The sequence below is a fragment of the Nostoc sp. TCL26-01 genome (assembly GCF_013393945.1).
GTDB lineage: Bacteria > Cyanobacteriota > Cyanobacteriia > Cyanobacteriales > Nostocaceae > Trichormus.
Genome location: NZ_CP040297.1, coordinates 939765 through 961019, shown reverse-complemented (window position 1 = coordinate 961019; position 21255 = coordinate 939765). Strand labels below are relative to the sequence as shown.

The window sequence follows — 21255 nt, the reverse complement described above, 5'->3', positions numbered from 1 at the left end:
AACAGGTAACAGGTAACAGGTAACAGAAAAAGAAGTAATAGAGGTGTACTAAGTTTTTTAGTGTAAGCACAGGCTACGCATACAAAAATCAAATATGAGTCCTATATAATCTGTATTCGTAAAAAAGATGAACTTACATTTACTTTTAAATAACCTAGCTGATCAAGGTGTCAAACTATCTGCTCAGGAAGATGCACTTTTAATTGATGCCCCGAAGGGGATAATTACACCCGATTTACGAGAGTTATTAAGTGAGTATAAAACCGATTTACTCCAGTTGCTGCGACAAAATAGTACAGATATTCATGATATATCTCTACCAATTGTTGTGCCGAAACCGGAGGAGCGCTATCAACCTTTTCCCCTGACAGATATGCAACACGCTTTCTGGGTAGGGCGGAGTAATGTATTGGATTTAGGTAGTGTTTCTAATCATGGTTATTATGAAATTGAGGGTGATGATTTAAATATAGAAAGATTAAACTGGGGACTACAAAAATTAATTGCCCGTCACGATATGCTGCGCTCGATAGTATTAGCAGATGGTCAGCAGCAGATTCTTGCTCAAGTACCTCCTTACCAAATGGAGATTTTAGATTTAAGAGAAAAAGATGCACAAACTGTTAAATTAGAGTTAGAAAAAATACGCGATCGCCTTTCTCATCAAGTCCTACCAGCTGACAAATGGCCGTTATTTGACTTTCGCGCGACTCTATTGTCTCAAGGACGTGTACGTTTGCACATTAGCTATGACTTGCAAGTGTTTGATGCTTGGAGTTTGTTTCGCTTATTTGATGAGTGGTTCGCACTTTACCAAAATCCTGATGTCATTTTGCCATCTTTAGAGCTTTCATTTCGGGATTACGTCTTGGCAGAGCAATCATTGCCACAGACAGAATTATACAGGCGATCGCAAGATTATTGGTTTAGTCGCCTTGATCATTTCCCCCCAGCGCCAGACTTACCTCTAGCCAAAAATCCCCAAGAACTCAAACAGCATCGCTGTCAGCGCTACCAAGCACATCTCCCCCAGTCTGAATGGCAACAATTAAAACAGCAAGCCGCAAAAGCGGGTTTAACGCCTTCTGGATTGCTATTGGCTGCTTTTGCCGAAATTTTGACACTTTGGAGCAAGAATCCGCAATTTACCATCAATCTAGCCCAATTTAACCGTCTACCCCTCCATCCCCAAGTCAACGATATCTTAGGAGATTTCACCTCCGTTATTCTCCTAGCCGTGGATAATTCCATCCCTGAATCATTTACGGCACGTTCTCGTCGCCTCCAGCAACAACTCTGGCAAGATTTAGAACACCGCTATATCAGTGGCGTGCGTGTAGTTAGAGAACTAGCACGCAGAAAAGGCACAGGGCCGAGTGCCATGCCAGTGGTATTTACTAGCACATTGGGTTTCAGTTCTTTGGGACAAAACACCTTGACATTTAGCCATTTTGGGGAATTAGTTTATGGCATTAGTCAAGCCTCTCAAGCTTGGATGGATGTGCAAGTGTGGGAAGAGAAGGAAGAACTGACATTTAACTGGGATGTGGTGGAAGAACTTTTTCCCGCAGGTTTAATTCCCGATATGTTTGAGGCTTACGCAAATTTCCTCAAACTGCTAGCTACTTCTGATACAGCTTGGTTGGTTACTTCTCGACAATTAATTCCACCTGCTCAATTAGCACAACGAGCAGTAATTAACTCTACCACTGCACCCATTTCGGCAGAACTTCTACACTGTTTATTTGCCAAACAAGTACAGCAACAAGGAACAGCACCAGCGATTATTTCACCCCAGCGCACTCTCACTTATCAAGAGTTATATCAACTATCTAATCAACTTGGTCATCGACTGCGACAGTTAGGGGTAATGCCTAATCAATTAGTCGCCGTCTTGATGGAAAAGGGATGGGAGCAAATAGTCGCAGTTTTAGGTATTTTAGCTGCTGGTGGTGCGTATGTTCCCATTGATCCGCAATTGCCACAGCAACGACAGAATTATGTTTTAGAAAACAGTGAAGTACAAATTATTCTCACACAATCTTGGTTGCAAGAAAAGTTAGAGTTACCATTAGGAATCCAATGCTTATGTATAGATACAGATGACATCACCAATGCAAGTCAACAGCCACTACAACCAGTACAAAAACCAGATGATTTAGCCTATGTGATTTACACATCTGGTTCTACAGGTTTACCCAAAGGAGTGATGATTACTCATCGCAATGTTGTGAATGTTGTTGTGCATACCAACCAACGCTTTAACATTGGTTCTCAAGATAGTATCTTAGCTCTGAGTGCGCTTAACCATGACCTATCTGTATATGACATCTTTGGTTTATTAGCAGCTGGTGGCAAAATTATTATCCCTGATGCTGCAAAGGTAAAAGACCCTGGACATTGGGCTAACTTGCTAATAGAAAAACAGGTGACATTGTGGAATTCTGTACCTGCCATGATGGAGATGTTAGTAGCTTATGTTGAGAGTGAATCTATCGTATTACCTACCAGCTTACGTTTAGCAATTCTCGGTGGAGATTGGCTACCAATTTCCCTCCCTCATCGCCTACAAAGTTTGCTAGCAAACATCCAAATCTTGAGTATTGGCGGCCCTACTGAAACAACTATCTGGAATATTGGTTATTTAATTACAGAAGTTAATCCCAACTGGCAAAGTATTCCCTATGGGAAACCTATGGCTAATTCTCAATACTATATTTTGAATGCAGCTTTAGAAGATTGTCCGGTGTGGGTGACTGGAGAAATGTACTGTGCAGGGGTACAGTTAGCACTAGGCTATTGGCGCAATCCAGGAAAAACCCACGATAATTTTATTACTCATCCTTGCACAGGCGATCGCATCTACCGTACAGGCGATTTAGGACGCTATTTACCTGATGGGAATATTGAATTTTGTGGACGAGCAGATTTTCAAATTAAAATTCGCGGCTATCGCATTGAAGCCGGAGAAATCGAAGCTGCGTTAATACAACACCCAGGAGTCCGCGCAGCTGTGATTATGGCTATGGGTGAACATAATAGTAAAGAGCGTTTGCTAGCTTACATTGTGACTGAGACAAAACCAGAACCAACAATTGAAGATTTGCACAATTTCCTCAGTCAAAGGCTACCAGAATATATGTTGCCATCAGCTTATATATTTCTTGATAGTTTACCTCTTTCAGCTAATGGCAAAGTAGATCGTCTTGCGCTGCCAAATCAAGGAGGTTTACTAAAAGAATTAGCAGTTACTTATGTGCCACCGCAAAATGAACTGCAACAGATGATTGCTAAAATTTGGCAAGAGGTTTTAGGCTTAGAACAAGTAGGAGTAAATCATAATTTCTTTGATCTAGGTGGTAATTCTTTAACAATTACCAAAGTCTACTCCCAACTCAAACAATCTTGGATAAAAGATGCCCCCACTTTATCAGTAGTTGACTTGTTTAAGTATCCAACTATTAAACTTTTAGCTAATTATTTAAACCAAGATAAAGACTCATCTGCCTCATCAATAGCAGAAAGTACTGAATTAGCACAAAAATTAGCAGCAGGCAAAAATCGTCTCAAGCAAAGATTTATCCGGGGACGAAATGAAGGTTAAGCAAAAAACAAAAGTTTTGGGCGAATATAATTCGCTACAACACAAACCAAATTGAACTGCGCGGACTAATACCATATAGTCCCAGAACTCCCGAAACGAAGTTAATCTTTCTGCCAAATTACTGAATAACGCCAAAATAAGTGCTTTCTCATCTTTACTTTACCCAAGAAGTTTGGATAAATTTGTTTTACTTGCGATAAAGTAAGATACTTATCTGTATGCAGATGCTCTTGCATAGCTGCTGCCATTTCTGGTGTCGATTTAATGTGCCTATTTTTGAGCATTTGGAGTAACCAATTTAGAGGGACAGCAACAACATCACTCAAACTATCTTGTATATTCTCATACTCTAATAAATCTAAAATCACCAATTTACCACCAGGGTTCAAAGCGGCTTTGATACTGGGAAGCAAGTTTTCTAATGGTAAATGATGAACTGTGGCTATAGAAACGATCGCATCAAATTGCTCAACTGGCAACTCCCACTGCAAAATATCAGCAACTTGAAAATCAATATTTGTATATTTTTGTGAACGCTGTCGGGCAATCTCAATCATGTTGGGAGATAAATCGATGGCAACAACTCTGTCGGCAGATTTAGCGAGAAGACGGGAAAATTCACCTGTTCCACAACCAATATCCAGGATATTTTTGGTTTTTTTGGGTAACTGTTTGAGTAAAAAATAGTGATAATGATTGTTATGATCCCATCCCTCTTGGTCATACAAAGCAATGCGATCAAAATCATCCCGTATTTTTTGAGTCATGCTCTCATTCATATCACTTGAGGTTACACCTACATAACAGCTATTCTGTCAACATATAGTAATTTAGAGCGATCGCATCCTGTTTTATCTATAAAAACTATGCTTACCCAAGACCAAAAACAAATTAACTGGCAACCCATTATTAAAGCATTTGAAGCTGTCCTTGGCACAAATGGTGTAGTCCAACGCCGTGAAGAACTTATCACCTATGAGTGTGATGGTTTAACTAGCTATCGTCAACGTCCGGCGGTAGCGGTGTTACCTAGAACTACAGAACAAGTGGCTGCGGTGGTGAAAATATGTAATCAATATTCTGTACCCTTCATTGCAAGGGGTTCTGGTACTGGTTTATCCGGTGGCGCTTTACCGTCGGATGACTCGGTTTTAATTGTCACTTCTTTAATGCGGCAAATTCTCAATGTTGATTTGGATAATCAGCGTATTGTCGTTCAGCCAGGGGTAATTAATAGTTGGGTAACACAGACTGTTAGTGGTGCAGGTTTTTATTATGCACCAGACCCTTCCAGCCAAATTATCTGTTCCATTGGTGGGAATGTGGCAGAAAATTCTGGTGGGGTGCATTGTCTTAAATATGGTGTCACCACAAACCATGTTTTAGGGTTAAAAATTGTCACCCCATCAGGGGAAATCGTTGATTTAGGTGGGGAAATTCCAGAAGCACCTGGTTATGACTTAACAGGTATATTTGTTGGTTCGGAAGGGACATTGGGTATTGCTACAGAAATAACTCTGCGAATTCTCAAAAGTGCTGAATCAATCTGTGTACTATTGGCAGATTTTACCAGTGTAGAAGCAGCTGGTGCGGCTGTTTCTGACATCATTAGTGCTGGGATTATTCCCGGTGGGATGGAAATGATGGATAATGTCAGCATCAATGCAGTAGAAGATGTGGTTGCAACTAATTGTTATCCCCGTGATGCCACAGCCATTCTATTAGTAGAAATTGATGGTTTAGAGATTGAAGTGGAAGTTAATAAACAACGTGTCATCGAAATTTGTCAACAGAATGGTGCGCGTAGTGTCACCTGTGCTAGTGACCCAGAAACCAGGCTAAAACTGTGGAAAGGACGCAAAGCAGCTTTTGCGGCGGCTGGACATCTAAGCCCAGATTATTATGTACAAGATGGGGTAATTCCTCGGACGCAATTACCTTATGTTTTGCAAGAGATTGAATCTTTAAGTCAAAAATTTGGTTATCAAATTGCCAATGTGTTTCATGCTGGTGATGGCAATCTACATCCCTTAATCTTGTTTGATAATGCCGTACCTGGGGCGTTAGCAAAAGTCGAAGAATTGGGAGGAGAAATTCTCAAACTTTGTGTAAAAGTAGGCGGTAGTATTTCTGGAGAACATGGTATCGGTGCAGATAAAAAATGCTATATGCCAGATATGTTTAGCACTGCTGATTTAGAAACTATGCAATGGGTAAGGCAGGTATTTAATCCTCAAGGTTTAGCCAACCCTGGTAAAATCTTTCCTACGCCACGTACTTGTGGTGAAGCTGCCAATGTCACTCAAAATAAACAGTTTGAAGGTGTGGAAAGATTTTAAAAACTTAACTAGAAGCACTAGTATAAAATCGCAAAGCGAACCGCCAAAACCAACTAGCAACTAAAAACAATACTACTGCTAGCACAAACGCACCAATTAACCAATTGATTTGCACTCTCCCTAGCATGATTTCTGCTGGAACTGTAGTTAAAAATGTGACTGGGACAATAAAAGTGAAGAAAAAACGGTAAGCTGCGGGGTAGGCTATCATCGGATATCTACCAGCTTCTAGTAAACCCCGCAATACCTCAGTCACATTGTAGATTTTGACAAACCAGATGCTAGTAGCCCCCAACATAAACCAAAGGCTGTAGAGAATTAAGAACCCACATAACAAAGGCAATAGACTGAGTAAGTAATCGTTGATTCCCAACCCTAGGCGTTTACCTGCGTAGCCAATAACGATACTACCAAAGATTAAATCTGGTAGCCCCCACGGTGATAAGGTATGAGTAGACAGCCAAAATTGACTACGAATTGGTTTAAGTAAGACAAAATCTAGAGTCCCATTCTGCACATGACCCACAATGCGGTTAAGATTGGGTGCAAGGAAAGTGGCAGAAAAGCCTTGTAATAGGGTAAAAATTCCCAATACGATTAAAGCTGCTTCCCATGACCAGCCAGTAAAGGTATAGCCGTTACCATAAAATAAGAATAATCCAAATAAACTGCCAGCGAGATTACCCAAGCTGCTGAGGGTAGCAATGAGGAAGTTAATTCGATACTCCAACTCAGCCGCGATCGCAGCTGTCCAAAATAGTCTCAGTACTTTCCAGTATCTTTGCATATCACACCCGTATCTAACACTTACCACTCAATAACTTGACATAATCTTAATCATATTAATTATTCTCACAAAATACTCAAGCTAAGATATTGTATGCACATTGTTGAATCTGTGAGATTTTATGAGTTTTGATTTACCACAAATAATCAAATCATTGGGATACTTCGGGGTGTGGGGAATTATCTTTGCTGAATCTGGTTTGTTGATTGGTTTTTTCTTACCCGGTGATAGTTTATTATTTACAGCCGGATTTGTCGCATCCCAGAATTTATTAAATATCTGGATTTTAATTATTGGTGCTTTTATTTGCGCTGTTCTCGGTGATAACGTTGGTTATACTACTGGATACCGATTTGGCAGAAGATTATTTCAAAAAGAAGATTCTTGGTTATTTCAGAAAAAGCATATTGTCAAAACCCAAAAATTCTATCAACAGCATGGCAAGAAAACTATTGTTTTAGCAAGATTTGTGCCAATTGTCAGAACTTTCGCCCCAATTGTCGCTGGTGTTGGTTCTATGCAGTATCGGACGTTTATGTTTTACAATTTAATCGGTGGCTTGGTTTGGACATTTGGTATTACCTTGTTAGGGTTCTTCCTGGGTAAATCTCTGCCGCCAGAACAAGTAGATAAATATTTATTGCCAATCATCGGATTAATTATTCTTGTTTCTTTAATACCCTCAATTATCCATCTCATTCAAGAGCATAAATCCAAGTAGACATAAAAATGAAGTTATGAAAATTTGCGGTAATTCATAACTTCAGTTAGCACAATATTTAATTGTGAATGTATGTCAGATAAATTAAGGATAGTCAAATACTACCCTACCACCTGAACGCCAATCGCAATGAATAAAGCCTCTGTGCATTCCTCTTCCTAACCCTGTACAATCAGAAGCCCGGCAAATTTGTAATAGCTTGCTAAAGTTTCCATCCACAGGACAAATATCAATTGCTAGTCCATTAATATGTTGAGAAAACCGCGCACCACCAACTCGTCTATTGACGCTAGGTGGACGATAGCCAGAATTAATAGAAAGAGGACTGTCGTATTTATCACGAATTTTACCAAAGCCTTTAGTTGCTTTGATAATATTATTAATAATTGCTTTTGACTCTGGAGTTCTGGCTGGATCGCATCCATTGGTAAATTCTCCCCATGTTAGAGGAATACCAGGTACAATTAGTTCGTTTTGGTAAACTGTTTCTCCAGTAACTAACTTTAAAGTCCTGCCAGTTTTAGTACCTAATGTTGATGTTGGGATAGGAGCTAGTTTTTGAGTTTGTTCTTCTATTGTTTGATGATCTTCTGCAATCTCTAGCAAGGTAGCAGCAGTAGTCGGCCCCAATAATTCTGGTGAATCTAACCAAACACTTTCTTTAAATTCTGCAAATGCTTTTTTGGTTAAATCGCCAACTACTCCATCAATATCATCTTTATACAACCCTTTTTTATTAAGTAAAGTTTGAACTTCTTTAATAGTATCAGTATCAACTTCAGTTAGTTTAACTGTGTTATTACTAGACTGAAACTTTTCTAAACTAGCAAATTCTAGTGCGGAATCTGGCATGGATGGATCTCCTTGGGTAATGAGGGTTAAGTATTACTGCTTCAGAATTTTTCGATGACTTGACCATCTGATGCAAGCAACACCGTTAAACGAATACAACTCCTGTGGCTAATTTTCCCAGCAGACTACTAATTCAAGATCATTCATGTAGTTAGCTACTCGTATTTTTTACTAGCCATATAGTATAACGCCATAAATTATACACGGGGGATTCTAGCATTAACTGTTACAATTAGTTACTTACTCTGATTTGGTATCTGTTGGGGGCTTTTTTTCATGCGGAGGGACGCAGAGTGTTACTACAGTTCATAGTGATAAATTCAGTAAATGTTGTACTGAGAGAATTTAACAGTATTTTTACGATACTCAAATGAGTACTAATTATTACTTTTATCTCTTGATGGGGAAGTTTTATGAGTGTGTGAGACTAAATCATCATTCATGACAGGTTTTGTATTAAAATTTGTAAATATAAAAGTGAAAACAAATTTAACAACTGTAAGTATCACAACAATCCTTAAGGATAGCAGGATGAAAAGAATTATTTGGTATCCTCTCATGACTACTGTGCTGGTAGGAGTGGCAGCACACATAGCAGGGGCAAGTCCCATAACTCAAATTGTTCAAAAGCCAGAAAAAAAGGAGTTAGCTTACTCGCAATTACTAGCTGGAATAGAAGAAACGACAAAAGTCAATATTTCATCAACTACCAAAGAAATTGACGAAAAAACAGCCCTGAACTTAGTCTGGCAGCTACCCCAAGTACAACGCAAAGCCAGAGAAATCAAAAAATTATCTAGGGGAACTATCAAAGTAGCAGCAATTGTCGATGGTTTGCCTACACCAGAACAGCCTTACTACCAAGTTAGGATATTTGAAGATGAACCAGATCACAACACAACAATTTACTGGTTTCGTGTCTCCAAGTCTAGTGGAGTGATTGAAGCTTTAGATGTAATTGAGAATAAATATATTTCTTTGGAAGAATGGAGGGAACAGTTGAGACGGAGAAGTTAAACAACTGATAATAGGTTGGGAAAAGCAAGTTAAAATATTCATAGAGCTTTATGTCTGAGCAAAAGCCTCTCAATCCTTGGGATTATAAACCTTGGTGGTGTCAGCCTTGGTCAATTTTACTAACAGGTTTTACTTTAATTGGTGGTAGCTGGTTACTGTTGAAAATTATCTGGCTAACTGTTGTGATTGCCATTCCTGTATTTATTTGGATGGGCTTTTTTTTGTTGATATGGCCACAACTGATGGTTCGCAGTGGTGTTTTAGACAGTTATACCAGAGAAAAGGGAATAGGAGATAGGGGATAAAGGCTTTACTTATCCAAGGTGTAAGACTGGATATATTTTTGTGTAAATAATCATAATGAAGATTTACAAATTAAGACTATGTTAGAAACCACACATATTCTAGAAAATAGTTCTGTAGAGGAGATATTACCTGGTGGTAATGATCCCTATAGTTTTGATTGGCATGAAGCTTGGTATCCTGTTCATTATCTAGAAGATTTAGATAAATTAAAACCAACTGCTTTTACGCTGTTGAATAAAGATATTGTTATTTGGTGGGATCAGCAATCTCAGTCATGGCAAGTATTTGCTGATGAGTGTCCTCATCGTCTAGCGCCACTCTCTGAAGGCAGAATTAATCAGGATGGGCTGTTAGAGTGTCCTTATCATGGTTGGACTTTTACTGGTGATGGTAATTGTCAGCATATACCCCAGCAGCCAGAAGGCGCACAAGCCCAGACTTCTCAACGTGCTTGTGCTTTGTCATTCCCAACTACCGAACAGCAAGGATTATTGTTTGTTTATGTTGGTAATCCAGAAAACGCTGCTAAAACTAAAGTCCCACTAATTGCACCGTTAGTAGAATCTCCTGATGGGTGGGTTGTAATTAATACTTTTAGAGATGTACCTTATGATGCACTAACACTTTTAGAAAATATCCTTGACCCTAGTCATGTAGCATACACCCATCATCGCACTGTGGGCAATCGGAAAAATGCTTCTGCTTTGGAACTGGAGGTAGTTAAATCTGGAAAACACGGTTTTAAGGGTGTTTGGCAACAAGGAATCCAACCTGGACAATCAGGAGAATTATCGACAACTTTTGTAGCGCCTAGTTTAATGTGGCATGATATCAATGCTGAACGGGGCAGAATCCTGACTGTTGTTTATGCTACCCCTATCCGTAAAGGAGAATGTCGTTTGTTTGCTCGTTTCCCTTTCAAGTTTGCTGCTAAACTACCAGGGATTTTGATCAAATTAAGACCTCGTTGGTATTATCATTTGGGGCAGAATGGGGTTTTAGAAGACGACCAAATTTTCCTCCACTATCAGGAACGATATCTCCAAGCTAAAGGTGGTAGTTCCAATTTTACTAAGGCATTCTATTTACCTACCAAAGCCGACAGTTTCGTTTTTGAATTACGCCAGTGGGTCAATAATTACAACGCTGAACCGTTTCTAGGAGAGGCTTTTTTACCAGCTATACCCAAAGAACAACTGTTAGAAAGATACTATTCACACACAATCAAGTGTGCGAGTTGTCGAGCCGCATTAGCTAAGATAGAGAAACTCAGGTTTTGGAGTGGAGTTATCGCAACTGTGTCTCTAGCTAGCACTCCTTTGTTGACTCGGTTTTTAGATATGACATCAGTTCCAGCTATTGTATTTGAGATAGTAACACCTCTGATATTTGCGTCAGCATGGTGGGGATTTAGTCAACTACAAAAACAATTTTACGAAGGAAGAACTATCCCTCCACGCAACTTACCGGAAAAATGAGGAGACTGAGTTAAGAGTTGTTGATTGCATCTCTATAATGAAAGCTTTCTGACTCCTGGGAACTGTAAGATCATATTTGCAACAGGCTCATATGATATACATAAATTTTGGAAAAAAGAGTCTATCTTAGGGTTGAAATTTAATTAAAATGAGTATACTTTAAGGTTTTAAATAGTCAAAATTTTCTCACATTTTTTTGATAAGTTTAAGGAAGAGTGAAGTTATTTATTGCTTTAACTCTCAATTCCTTGATCAAAAGCACAGGAACTAGCTATGGATACTGCTGTTAAATATGACATTGAGGTTATCAAGGATGAAGCACGTCAACTCATCTCTAAAGGGCTTGTTAACCGTCAACAATCAATCTATACTCTTTGTAGATATATTCCTAATCGCGACTGGCCAGCATTTGAACTAGAGTTAGAAAGAAATGAATTTCTACTCAGAGATAGAATTATTGATTTGTTGAGTCACGAAGATTGGGAAGAAGACTGAGACTTTAATTAAAAGTAGAAATTTCGAGTAACAGCATCCTGGGTAACTTCTCAATGCAAAATTTAAGAAAATATCAGAAGCCCTCGAATTAATTCGGGGGTTTTATATTATGTAAGCAAACTGAGCAATTAAGCGGGAATATCTTCTAATTCTTTCCATCTAGTTATGGTGTGACGTTTAGCAATGTAATTATTGACATCGGCTTGTTCTCGATTTTGTAATCTGCAAGACAATTTTCCTGTAATGACTTCAGTTAGAGAGACAGAAGTTTGTAGAGAGAATACTGGCATATCTTGCCAGCAGTGGCGACAAAACCAATGAACTTCGGAACCACGTATGTGTGGTAAAAGTAAACCAGAACAGCAAGGGCAGCTAATCATAATATCTAAAATCCTTTTGCAAAAGAGCGTTTGTACTACATCATTAAATTCATTTGCAAACCGTGTAAGCGGGGAAAATTTTGTATCTTTAATTGAAAAAGAGAGTGGTGGTTAGAGACTAAAGAGTTGGGTAATCGAGATTTTTATGTCCTTGTTGTGTGATTCACCTCACGGGTTTCTATCTTAAAAATAGTTGGGCAATATGAGGATTTTGTGAAGAAACTCATAATGAGCAATTTTTTTTAATATTTCTCAACTAAGTTTGTTGTAATTACTTGCAAATATATTAAAAATTCTATCCTCACAAGATCCTCAAATTAACTTTCTATAAACATAAGTGTGAGATATATATCTCAGAAATTTGCAGATTAGTTATGGTAGAAATCTTGCTAAATCCATATCAAGAACAGGGAGTCGCCAGAGAAGCACCCTTGGTTTTACCTTTAAACCAAGTGGGAATTGCAGATATATCTTTAGTTGGAGAAAAAAATGCTTCTTTGGGAGAAATAACTCAACAGCTAAGACGCAAAGGTGTAAAAGTTCCGATGGGATTTGCGACAACTACATATGCTTATAAATACTTCATGACTGCAACAGGTTTAGAAGCAAAACTAAGAAAGCTCTTTGCTGATTTAGATGTGAAAGATAGGCAGAATTTGCGCTTATGTGGTGTTCAAGCTAGGCAGTTAATATTGCAAACCCCTTTTCCGATAGAATTACAAACAGCGATCGCTCAAGCTTACGCTAACCTCTGCCAAGAATACAGCAAGAATATAGATGTGGTCGTTGGTTCTAGTACTATAGGTAAAAATCTATCTGATGCTGGTCAAGAAGTAACATATGTCAATGTCCAAGGGCTACCAGCTGTGCTTGAGGCTTGTCATCAATGTTTGGCGACCATTTTTACTGATAGTGACATTGCTTATCGCCAAATCAATGGCTTTGATCAATTAAATGTTGCTTTATCAATCAGTATTCAAAAAATGGTGCGTTCTGATTTAGCAGCATTTGGTTTCATGTTCTCTGTTGATACAGAAACAGGTTTTAAAGATGCTGCTTTAATTACCGCTTACAGTTTAAGCACAGTTAACGCCGCCGATGAGTATTTAGTATTTAAACCAACATTAAAACAGGGATATCGTCCCATTATTGACAAGCGACTAGGTACACAACAAGTCAAGATAGTTGATGAGGTAAATGGCTCTATTACACCTCCAGCGAGGCAAGAATTTACCCTCAATGATGAAGAAATTCTGCAACTAGCACACTGGGCTTGCATCATTGAAGAACACTATTCTCAAGTGCATGGTGTTTATACACCGATGGATATTGCATGGGCTAAAGATGGTGTCAGTAATGAACTTTTTATCGTCCAAGCAAGTTCAGGAAAAGTTCAGTTGCATCAGACAAAAAATGTCGATATCCAGGATTTTTTTTTAGAGAAAATACCCAGTAAACGTACCCAAATTATGATCAATCTGGGTAGCCCCGAAGCAGCTTTTGACTTAAGTGTTGATTTAACAGCTAATGATGAAGATAAAGTCGAGTTTTTTGTTGATCAACTAGCTCAAAGTCTGGGAGCGATCGCAGCTGCTTTTTATCCTAAAACTATAGCTGTTTTCCTCTCTGATTTTAATGTTAAACAGTTTGAGTCACAAGCAGAAAATCCTATAAGTTACCGCCAAAGCTTCGCCCTAGAATGTCAGGCAATCAAACGGGTACGAGATGAGATGGGTTTAACTAATATTATTTTAATGCTGCCCTGTTGTCATACTCCCGATGCCGGACGACGGGTATTAATAGAAATGGCAAAATATGGATTAGTGCGAGGAGAAAACGGCTTACAAGTCTACGTAATGAGTGAGTTACCTAATAATGTGGAACTAAGAGATGAATTTAGTCAAGTATTTGATGATTTTTCTATTTGCTTCCAGACTCCACCAGGATTAAACCGGGATTCGGAAATATTAGCCCATTTATTTTACGAACGAGATGAAGCTGTGAAGCGGATGATGGCTAAAGCGATCGCTACTATTCAAGAAAATGGACACAAAATTAGTATTTGTAATCAAGCTTCACGTAGTCATTTCAAATCCAATAATCATCATTTTTGACTAATGACTAATGACCAATGACTAATAACCAAGGACTATTATGTTTAACAAAATTTTGGTTGCCCTGAACAACTCAGAAGTTGGTTACCAAGTGTTTGAAAAAGCTTTATCTTTAGCCACAGCCACCAACGCTGAATTGTTGCTGCTACACATTATTTCACCTTTTGATAATGATTTTCTAGATGCTTCAGTCATGGAAACCCAGAGTACCTATGGGACTTCTCAAAGTCATAACATGGAATATTACGTAGGGCAATGGGACACTTTAAAACAACAGGGAATTGATTTTTTGACATTACTAAATAATCAAGCGATCACTCAAGGTGTTACATCTGATTTTACCCAAGAACTTGGCGATCCTAGTCGGATAATTTGTGACATAGCCCGTAGTTGGAACGCTGACTTAATTATTTTAGGTCGTCGCGGACTCAATGGATTGAGTGAATTTTTACTTGGTAGCGTTAGCAATTATGTCTTGCATCATGCCCCCTGTTCTGTTTTGACAGTCCAAGGAAAAATTCCTGTAACTACAGATACCCCTGTACAAACATCCTCAGTTCCAGTTACTTAAGATGAACAAATCATCCAGGTTTCCATCCCTCTACTTCTCGGAGAATTTAGGAGATATAAACCATGAGTACCATTGTTCAACGTCAACAAGAATTTGATTTCTTCGGTTTGTGGGATAGATTTTGCGCCAGGATTACCAGCACAGAAAATCGTTTTTACATTGGCTGGTTTGGCGTTCTCATGATTCCCACTTTGCTAGCCGCTACTATCTGTTTTATTTTGGCTTTCATTGCTGCACCCAGCGTAGATATGGAGGGTATTCGTGAACCAATTAAGGGTGCGCTGTTGGATGGTAACAACTTGATTAGTGCCGCCGTTGTGCCTACATCTGCTGCTATTGGGTTACATTTTTACCCTATTTGGGAAGCCGCATCGCTGGATGAATGGTTGTATAATGGCGGCCCTTATCAGTTGATTGTGCTGCATTTTTTGATTGGTATTTGGTGTTATTTAGGCAGACTTTGGGAATTGAGTTATCGTCTGGGAATGCGTCCTGGGATTGCGGTGGCGTTCTCTGCACCTGCGGCTGCGGCTACAGCTGTTTTACTGATTTACCCCATTGGACAAGGTAGCTTTGCTGATGGTTTACCTCTGGGTATAGCGGGTACTTTTCACTTTATGCTGGCTTTTCAAGCTGATCATAATATTCTCATGCACCCATTGCATATGCTGGCAGTAGCAGGGGTATTTGGTGGTGCTTTATTGAGTTCTTTGCACGGTTCATTGGTGACTTCAACTCTGATTCGGCAAACTGATGACAATGAATCAATTAATGCTGGATATCAACTTGGTCAACCAAAATTCACCTATAAATATTTAGCAGGACACTACAGTTTCTTGGGACGTTTACTTGTTCCCAGTTTAGGTAGTCGAAATCACCGTTCTTTCCACTTCTTATTGGCAGCATTACCGACAATTGGTATTTGGTTTGCAGCATTGGGTGTAGGTGTGATGGCGTTTAATCTCAATGGTTTTAATTTCCATCATGCAGTTTTAGACAGTCGAGGTGATGTCATTAGAACAGATGCAGATTTACTAAATCGTGCTAATCTAGGCATAGTTGCTATGCACGCTCCTAATGTGCATAATTTTCCTTTAGTGTTGTCTAGTGGTCAAACTATTCCTGTGATGCCTGTTGCATGATATAAAAGTAGAGATGTTGCAATGCAATGTCTCTACAAAAATATCAAATAAATCTTCTATGAATAATGATTTATTGGCTTTTTTGGCAGGTGTGTCTTTACTTATTCTCTATCTTGTTTTTTCGGCATTAACAGAAATGGGTACTAAGCTGCCTTGGAAGAAGTAGGTTAGGTTGTGTTACCTAACCTCTACATTTTTTTCAGTCAATCATCGCAGAGACTCAAGAATTACCATGATGGTAATTAAACATATGAGAATAATTCCCAAAGGTAAAAATACCATTTTTAAAACGGCAATTAGTAAGGGAATGATCTGCAATGCTCCTAGTGCTGTGGAAAGAACATAGGCAATGGCAAAACCAAACAACATTAACAAGAAATATTTAATTAACTGACCTACTAAACGGAAGAGTATTGTATCTTTATTGGTTGTCATAGGTTTACTCCCAATTTCAGGATGGATATTTTTTTCTAGTAGTCAGTCATCTGACTAGTTGAAGCGAAAGTAGGGTTTTACTTTTGATAGGTAGAGATTGACATAATATTGATAAATACGCTCTACAGAATCTAGTTAGTTAATACTTCATGCCTATTTAGCCACCGCTACTTTCATCAATATCTCAGCACCATAATTGTGTTAAAAGTTGTAGCGTTGCCTTTAACATCCCTCCTCAACCTGATCTTTTGTGGCAATTAACTTAACTTTGCCTGTATTGATTACAAGAATAATACAAGCTGAGTAAATATGCAGTTGGATAAAGTAGTCAAGTTATTTCCTACTGAGTAGGAAAAAGTAGCTTGTGGTATTACTGTTAGAGAAAGAATTAGTAAAAATCCGGTTATAATGAACGACACGTGATACAGTCAGGCGATCAATGGGTGCAGAAGAAGCTTTAGAGCTTTTGGATAGCTTGGTTTTTCGGACAACAGGAGAACGTTTAGATACAGCGCAAAGAATAATCTTACGTAATTTATGGGAGGATGAAAAACGGACTTATCAGAATATTGCCGACGTTTGTGGTTATACAGAAGCACATTTAAAGTCTGTTGGGGCAAAGTTGTGGCAAATCCTTTCCGATGTCTTGGGAGAGAAGGTATCAAAATCAACCTTTTCTACTGTGGTTCAAAGGTTTTGGAAATCACAGCGATCGCCTACGGTGGGCGGAACGCCATCGCCAATAAAGAACCCCATTCTAAATCTTGTCATCGACAATGGCAAGTCACAAGCATCGGATGATAACTTTTTCGGACGGGATCAGGAAATAGCCGAACTCAATCACCTTGTCAGTCGAGGTGTGAAGATGATTCTGATTCAAGGTGAAGGCGGCGTTGGTAAAACCAGATTAGCCCGGAAATTTTTTAAGACTCAAGGGTTTTATTTCCTGGATTTGTGGATGGCAAAGGAAAGCCAAAACATTGTTCCTGTGGAAAGTGTGGTTGAAGAATGGTTGACGGTAGACTTTAACGAAGAACCAGGAAAAGAGTTTGGGATAAATTTAGATCGATTACGGCGCAAGCTGCGTGATGAAACTCGCAAGATAGGGGTATTAATTGACAATTTGGAGTCAGCTTTAGACAGAAATGGCAGAATTATCCCTGCTTGTCGCCTCTATGTGGAACTATTCAGAGTTTTGGCAGATTCCACTAGTCAATCAATCACCTTAATTACTAGTCGTGAACGTCTGTACGAATCTGGGGTTGATGTGACTTTCTATCCTTTAGAAGGTTTGGATGAGTCAGTTTGGCAACAATTCTTTACTAGCTGTCAAATTAAATGTAATTCTCATGCTCTCCAGGAAATGTGTGTTGCTTTTGGTGGTAATGCTAAAGCCATGCAAATTATCAGTGGGGCGATCATTACCGATTTTGAAAGAGATGCTGATGTTTATTGGCGAGAAAATAAGAATGATTTGTTGATTGAACCAGAATTAAAAAACTTAGTTGCTAGTCAATTTGATCGTTTAGAACAGATGGATAGTGAAGCCTATCGATTACTTTGCCGTTTGGGATGCTATCGCTATCAACACATAACTCATGTGAGTGTCCAAGGATTGCAATGTTTACTTTGGGATGTGCTAGAACAGCAATGCAAACGAGTGATTAAATCTCTGTCTGACCGATTGATGATTGAATTTCGTAAGGGTAAATACTGGTTACATCCAGTGATTTGTACAGAAGCGATCGCTCGTTTAAAGCAAAGCGGGGAATGGCAAGTCGCTAACCGCAAAGCTGCCGAATTTTGGAACGATAATGTCACCAGAGTCGAAAATCCTCAAGATGCTCTGATGGCATTAGAGGCTTATCATCATTATATGGAAATTAGTGACTTTGAACAAGCCGCAAATGTGATTATTAGTGGGCGAAAAAACAAATGGGATAATAGTATTTCTTTAGGGGTACTATTTAACAGATTAGGTTTATTAAAAACTTTGATTTCGGTGATTAAACCCCTAATTGAAAATCTCATTTCTGACTATCACTTGAATACCCTATACAATATTTTAGGTAGAGCTTATCATCAAATAGGGAATATTACATTAGCAATTGACTGTCACCTACACGCTAACCAAATTGCTGAGAAATATAACTTTTTTCAAGAAAGGATATCTAGCAGTTTTAATTTAGGACTGTGTTATATAGACTTGTGGGAAGTGGAGGGAGCAAAGCATATTTTCCACTCAGTCAAAAACATTGCCGCTACCGACATTAATTATTATCAATATGTAGTTTATTCTCTCTGTTGTCTAGCTTATTTAGACTCTTCTGTAGGGCAAAATGAAAATGTACCTGATATGTTAGAAGAAGCAAAAGCCGGATTAGCCAATGATAGGTTAACTTCCTGGGGCAGAGGGACAAGTTTACTTTTTATCAGCTTAACTTATAAAAATTTAGGACAGATAGAAACTGCTTTAGCAACTTGCCATCAAGCTATTAGCCATTGTCAAAAAAACCAGTTTAGCTTCTTAGAAGCCAGAGCCATATCTTGTCTAGCATCGTTGTATCGAGAACAAGGAGAATTTACCGTGGCGGTCGATAAGCATTTAGAAGCGATCGCTAACATGAATCGAGTATCTGATAAATGCAATTTAGCTAAAGCATACTATCAACTAGGTTTAACTTATCAAAAAACGGGTAATATTAGCAAGAGCCGAGAAAACTTTGAGCAAGCGATCGCACTTTTTCATGATATGCCTGCACCTAAGCAAGTTGAGAAGGTACAATCAGCGATGATGCGGTTTTAAATCAGTTATCAGTTATCAGTTATCAGTTACCAGTCCTAAGAGGGTGTTGGAAAAGTTTCAGTAGGTATAAAAATGTCATTCTGACTGAAGCGGAGCGTCAGGAAGAATCTAGGTTTTGTGGCACATACTGAGATGTTTCATTCCGCTACGCTGCATTCAACATGACAAAGAAACAGACTTTTCCAACGTCCTCTAACGGCGGATGGTGGGGGATTTAAATCAGTTATCAGTTATCAGTTAACGCTGATTCAATTATCTTGACTGATAACTGTTTACTGATAACTGTTCACTGTTAAATATTCCTAGTCTTTGACAAAATTTGCTAAAATTACATTATCAAATTAATCAAAACAGTAATTAATCAATGTCTAAACCAGAAGATAATCACATCAAAATTGATCCAGGAACTTTGGCTTTAATCATTTTTGGGTTAATCCTCTTGCCTCTGCTATTTGCTGGCTTCTGGCAATAAATTTCTTGATTAACCTAAGATTCTTTTGACAAAGCGTAAGGACGAGATAATAATATTAATTCGCTGTTGAGTTTTAGATGCAGCTTTCACCTCATCTAATATTTTCTGCATTTCTGTCAAATTGTCTTGATTAATCCCAATAATAGTTGATCTGATAATTGCCGACCTCACACTATTGAGCGCATTTTGACATTCTTGTGATGCTTCACTCAACTGCTGTGCTTGTTCCCAATTACTCTCCATCCTGGCATTTGTCAGTTCAAATTGAATCTGGGGTAAAATATTTTCTAACTCTGCTTCTATTTTATGTAATTCCTGTACATCTATTTGCTGATTTGAGTTATTTTTTAATTGAAAAATTACAGTTTGTAATTGATTAATTACTTCATCATTAGTTGACATATTGCCATCCTCAATTATTGGTGCAAAACCTGAAAATGATTTTCCCTCGTCCCCTGCTTCCCCAACACCAACACAAATATGCTACGCTAGGATAGCAAATTAATCTCGCACATCCGGGAATTCGGGTGTTTCCCTTGGGGAAATGCGCCTGGATGGAGGTTTAACCCGAATAGGAGAAATAAAATATGCCAGTCGTTTCATTGGCTCAGATGATGGAGTCAGGAGTTCACTTTGGGCATCAAACCCGACGTTGGAACCCGAAAATGTCTCCATACATATACACATCCCGCAATGGTGTGCATATCATCGATTTGGTACAAACAGCTCATTTGATGGATGAGGCTTATAACTATATGCGATCGCAAGCCGAGCAAGGCAAGAAATTCCTGTTTGTCGGTACAAAGCGTCAAGCAGCAGGGATTATTGCCCAAGAAGCAGCTCGTTGCGGTTCACATTATATTAACCAGCGCTGGTTGGGTGGAATGCTGACCAACTGGACAACCATCAAAACCAGAGTAGACCGCCTCAAAGATTTAGAACGTCGGGAAGAAAACGGCGCTCTCGATTTATTGCCAAAAAAAGAAGCATCCATGCTGCGGCGAGAAATGGTCAAGCTGCAAAAATACTTGGGTGGCATTAAAACAATGCGGAAAGTTCCCGATGTTGTAGTGATTGTAGACCAACGCCGGGAGTATAATGCAGTCCAAGAATGCCAGAAGTTGAGTATTCCCATTGTGTCTATGTTGGATACCAACTGTGACCCAGATGTAGTAGATATCCCCATCCCAGCTAACGACGATGCCATCAGATCAATTAAATTGATTGTTGGTAAATTGGCTGATGCCATTTATGAAGGTCGTCATGGTCAGCTAGACGTAGAAGAAGAATACGACGACTACGAAGGCGGTGAAGAAGAGTACGATTATGATGAAAGCGACTACACAGACTCGCTGATTCCCGACGACGAAGACGAAGAAGAATAAGCAACTTTGAGGATGAAGGATGATCCTTCATCCGGCAAACTTAAAATTTCATCGTTTTTTCTTCACCAGCGCTGAGTAAGATAGAAATACTCAACACACTTGCGTAGTGATGAGTCATGAATCGTAAGCAGCTGGTGCTTTATGGTCACTGGCGTGGCTGAGGATGATCCCGAAATAAAAGTTAAGAGCATCAACCAGCGATTTTGTTGGGGACTCGAACATAAAACCGGGATACAGAAAACCAGTTGTTGATTTTCAACTACTCAGCGCCGCTATACTAGCAGCACTTTTAACTCAACACTGTTTTGGTGAGTGAATATAACTCGAGGTCAAGTTAGGAATTGAGGCAAC

The 21255-nt window shown here is 38.9% G+C and carries 18 protein-coding genes; 12 read left to right on the top strand and 6 right to left on the bottom strand.

The window, feature by feature from the left end; genetic code table 11:
• Window positions 1-127 precede the first annotated feature (127 nt).
• Window positions 128-3604 carry a non-ribosomal peptide synthetase gene (locus FD725_RS04010; protein ID WP_179046924.1) on the top strand — a complete coding sequence of 1159 codons (3477 nt, stop codon included), beginning with the start codon at window positions 128-130 and terminating at the stop codon, window positions 3602-3604.
• 101 nt (window positions 3605-3705) lie between these two features.
• Here FD725_RS04010 and FD725_RS04005 read toward each other — a convergent pair whose 3' ends face one another.
• The gene (locus FD725_RS04005) at window positions 3706-4371 is read right to left on the bottom strand and encodes a trans-aconitate 2-methyltransferase (protein WP_256871842.1); all 666 of its coding nucleotides are present in this window, start codon (window positions 4369-4371) and stop codon (window positions 3706-3708) included.
• A 99-nt stretch (window positions 4372-4470) separates the two neighbouring features.
• Between FD725_RS04005 and glcD the strand changes: the two genes are divergently transcribed.
• Window positions 4471-5943 (top strand): glycolate oxidase subunit GlcD, encoded by a 1473-nt coding sequence (glcD, locus tag FD725_RS04000; RefSeq protein ID WP_179046922.1) that lies wholly within the window; start codon window positions 4471-4473, stop codon window positions 5941-5943.
• 4 nt (window positions 5944-5947) lie between these two features.
• Here the strand turns inward: glcD and FD725_RS03995 are convergent, their stop codons facing one another.
• Window positions 5948-6730, bottom strand: a complete 783-nt coding sequence (locus FD725_RS03995) for an ABC transporter permease (protein WP_179046921.1) — start codon at window positions 6728-6730, stop codon at window positions 5948-5950.
• A 121-nt stretch (window positions 6731-6851) separates the two neighbouring features.
• Between FD725_RS03995 and FD725_RS03990 the strand changes: the two genes are divergently transcribed.
• A complete protein-coding gene (locus tag FD725_RS03990; protein ID WP_179046920.1) occupies window positions 6852-7451 on the top strand; it encodes a DedA family protein in 600 nt (199 codons plus the stop codon).
• Window positions 7452-7535: 84 nt separating this feature from the next.
• On the opposite strand, the gene FD725_RS03985 is transcribed toward FD725_RS03990, so the two are convergent.
• Window positions 7536-8303 carry a D-Ala-D-Ala carboxypeptidase family metallohydrolase gene (locus tag FD725_RS03985; protein ID WP_179046919.1) on the bottom strand — a complete coding sequence of 256 codons (768 nt, stop codon included), beginning with the start codon at window positions 8301-8303 and terminating at the stop codon, window positions 7536-7538.
• Window positions 8304-8834: 531 nt separating this feature from the next.
• Between FD725_RS03985 and FD725_RS03980 the strand changes: the two genes are divergently transcribed.
• The 4 genes from FD725_RS03980 (at window position 8835) to FD725_RS03965 (ending at window position 11599) form a co-directional block, all read left to right on the top strand.
• Complete coding sequence (locus FD725_RS03980; protein WP_179046918.1) at window positions 8835-9320, top strand: hypothetical protein; 486 nt, start codon at window positions 8835-8837, stop codon at window positions 9318-9320.
• 50 nt (window positions 9321-9370) lie between these two features.
• Complete coding sequence (locus FD725_RS03975; protein ID WP_179046917.1) at window positions 9371-9625, top strand: DUF6737 family protein; 255 nt, start codon at window positions 9371-9373, stop codon at window positions 9623-9625.
• A 78-nt stretch (window positions 9626-9703) separates the two neighbouring features.
• Window positions 9704-11104: a Rieske 2Fe-2S domain-containing protein gene (locus FD725_RS03970; RefSeq protein ID WP_179046916.1), complete on the top strand. Its 1401-nt coding sequence runs from the start codon at window positions 9704-9706 to the stop codon at window positions 11102-11104.
• Window positions 11105-11377: 273 nt separating this feature from the next.
• A complete protein-coding gene (locus tag FD725_RS03965) occupies window positions 11378-11599 on the top strand; it encodes a DUF4327 family protein (RefSeq protein ID WP_179046915.1) in 222 nt (73 codons plus the stop codon).
• A gap of 128 nt (window positions 11600-11727) precedes the next feature.
• Here the strand turns inward: FD725_RS03965 and FD725_RS03960 are convergent, their stop codons facing one another.
• A complete protein-coding gene (locus tag FD725_RS03960; protein WP_179046914.1) occupies window positions 11728-11979 on the bottom strand; it encodes a hypothetical protein in 252 nt (83 codons plus the stop codon).
• Window positions 11980-12353: 374 nt separating this feature from the next.
• On the opposite strand from FD725_RS03960, the gene FD725_RS03955 reads away from it, so the two are divergent.
• The 3 genes from FD725_RS03955 (at window position 12354) to FD725_RS03945 (ending at window position 15806) form a co-directional block, all read left to right on the top strand.
• Window positions 12354-14093, top strand: a complete 1740-nt coding sequence (locus tag FD725_RS03955) for a PEP/pyruvate-binding domain-containing protein (RefSeq protein WP_179046913.1) — start codon at window positions 12354-12356, stop codon at window positions 14091-14093.
• Between the two features lie 40 nt (window positions 14094-14133).
• Complete coding sequence (locus FD725_RS03950; RefSeq protein ID WP_179046912.1) at window positions 14134-14664, top strand: universal stress protein; 531 nt, start codon at window positions 14134-14136, stop codon at window positions 14662-14664.
• Between the two features lie 62 nt (window positions 14665-14726).
• On the top strand, window positions 14727-15806 hold the full coding sequence (locus FD725_RS03945) for a Photosystem Q(B) protein 1 (RefSeq protein ID WP_179046911.1): 1080 nt from the start codon (window positions 14727-14729) through the stop codon (window positions 15804-15806).
• Window positions 15807-16013: 207 nt separating this feature from the next.
• Here the strand turns inward: FD725_RS03945 and FD725_RS03940 are convergent, their stop codons facing one another.
• Window positions 16014-16241 carry a hypothetical protein gene (locus FD725_RS03940; RefSeq protein WP_179046910.1) on the bottom strand — a complete coding sequence of 76 codons (228 nt, stop codon included), beginning with the start codon at window positions 16239-16241 and terminating at the stop codon, window positions 16014-16016.
• Window positions 16242-16680: 439 nt separating this feature from the next.
• On the opposite strand from FD725_RS03940, the gene FD725_RS03935 reads away from it, so the two are divergent.
• Window positions 16681-19047, top strand: coding sequence for a tetratricopeptide repeat protein (locus FD725_RS03935; protein ID WP_179046909.1), 2367 nt, complete (start codon window positions 16681-16683; stop codon window positions 19045-19047).
• Window positions 19048-19528: 481 nt separating this feature from the next.
• Here the strand turns inward: FD725_RS03935 and FD725_RS03930 are convergent, their stop codons facing one another.
• Entirely contained in the window at window positions 19529-19921 is a 393-nt protein-coding gene (locus FD725_RS03930; protein ID WP_179046908.1) for a hypothetical protein, read from the bottom strand.
• Between the two features lie 185 nt (window positions 19922-20106).
• Here FD725_RS03930 and rpsB point away from each other — a divergent pair, with 185 nt between their 5' ends.
• Window positions 20107-20904 carry a 30S ribosomal protein S2 gene (gene rpsB / locus FD725_RS03925; RefSeq protein ID WP_179046907.1) on the top strand — a complete coding sequence of 266 codons (798 nt, stop codon included), beginning with the start codon at window positions 20107-20109 and terminating at the stop codon, window positions 20902-20904.
• Window positions 20905-21255: the final 351 nt, after the last annotated feature.